At 73.3% G+C, this 1,472-nt stretch carries 1 protein-coding gene and 2 pseudogenes; 1 reads left to right on the forward strand and 2 read right to left on the reverse strand.

Features of this window, described 5'->3' with window-relative positions; genetic code table 11:
- Both AC1D15_RS31910 and AC1D15_RS31915 read right to left on the reverse strand, forming a co-directional pair.
- Nucleotides 1-140 (reverse strand): annotated as a pseudogene (locus AC1D15_RS31910) (oxidoreductase); the annotation flags it as partial.
- A gap of 42 nt (nucleotides 141-182) precedes the next feature.
- Nucleotides 183-1,046, reverse strand: a complete 864-nt coding sequence (locus AC1D15_RS31915) for an AraC family transcriptional regulator (RefSeq protein WP_477829207.1) — start codon at nucleotides 1,044-1,046, stop codon at nucleotides 183-185.
- A gap of 78 nt (nucleotides 1,047-1,124) precedes the next feature.
- Between AC1D15_RS31915 and AC1D15_RS31920 the strand changes: the two are divergent.
- Nucleotides 1,125-1,472, forward strand: a pseudogene (locus tag AC1D15_RS31920) (BON domain-containing protein); the annotation flags it as partial.

The following is a 1,472-nucleotide window of genomic DNA, read 5'->3' on the forward strand; positions in this document are numbered from 1 at the left end:
CGCGTGCTGCGCCCGGTCACGTAGACCGTGGCGCCGGCAGCGCCCAGCTCGACCGCGCAGCCGCGCCCCGCGCCGCGGCTGGCGCCCGTCACCACCGCCACGCGGCCCTGCAGCGGGCGCGGGTTGTCGTCGTTCGTCATCGTCTGGCTCCTGGGTTCGATCGGCGCCATGGTGCGCAGTTGTCAGCCGGCGGTCTTGGAAGATTCCGAAACCGCGAGCCGCCGGTATTCGGCCGGCGTGCAGCCGCACAGCGCGCGGAACTCGTTGGCCAGGTGCGACTGGTCGAAGAAGCCGCCATCGAGCGCGACCTCGGCCCAGCTGCGCTGCGGATGAACGCGCAGATCGCGCAGGCAGCGGTGCAGGCGAGAGAGCCGGCTCCAGCGGCGCGGCGAGAGCCCGAACTGCGTGTCGAACACCTGTTGCAAGCGACGCTCGCCCAGGCCCACCTGCGCGGCGAGTGCAGGCACCGGCAGCCGGCCACCGGACTGCGTCAGCAGCCGCAGCGCGTGCACGGCCGGCCGCGGATCCCCTGCCGCCCGATGGCGCAGCCGGTGCAACAGCGCCTGCTGCACGAGCCGCACGCGGCTGGCGTCGTCTTCCAGGTCGGCGAGGGCGCTGAGGGCCTGTGCGTCGTCGCGCGGCCACAGCGCCTGCAGCGGCAACGCAAGCCCGGCGATCTCGCCGACCGGCACGCCGAGCAGCGCGGCCGCCGCGCCGTGGCGCAGCGTGATCGCGAGCCCGGCCATGCGGCCCGACAGGCGCAGCACGGCCGGCGTGGTCGAGGGCCCGATCGCGAGCAGGCTGCGCTGCGGCCCGGCCGCCGGCGCGTCGCCCCAGTGAACGACCAGGCGCACCGCGCCATCGGGGATCACGCGTTCGACGATCTCGTGGCCCGGCGCGAAGCGCTCGCGGTACAGCAGCATCTGCGCGACGAAGGGCTGCAACGCGGCGGGCAGCGGCAGCGTTCGCAGGCTGTCCGCGGGCGTGCCGGATTCCGGGCCCTGGACGGGGTCCTCGTCGAGTCGAACGAACAAGCGCTGGGCCACCGGACGCCTCCATCGCGGGTTGCGCAAAAGTGCAGCATACGGGCAACCCGCCGTGTCAACAGGCTCTAGGATCACGGGATGCACCGCATCTCGATCGGCGTAACCGCCCTCCTGCTCGCGACCGGCAGCGCAGCGCAGCCATCCGACGCGCTGCAGAACTGGTTCAACGATCCGTTCTTCCCGATCACCGCCGCGCTGCCCGACTGCCCGTTGCCCGCCGGCCCGTTCACCGACGAGGCCGACCGCCGCGTGCAGGCGCACCGCCGGCTCGAGAAGGGCACGACCTGCTGGCTCGCGAAGGAGTGCGACCGGCCGAACGCCTATGCCTACGACACGGACATCGCGTCGGCGATCCAGCAGGCGGTGCAGGCGCGCAACCCGTTCCCCGACACCACGCTGTGGGTCACGGTGCAGGGCCGCGTGGTC

Source organism: Rhizobacter sp. P2_H2 (assembly GCF_056403375.1).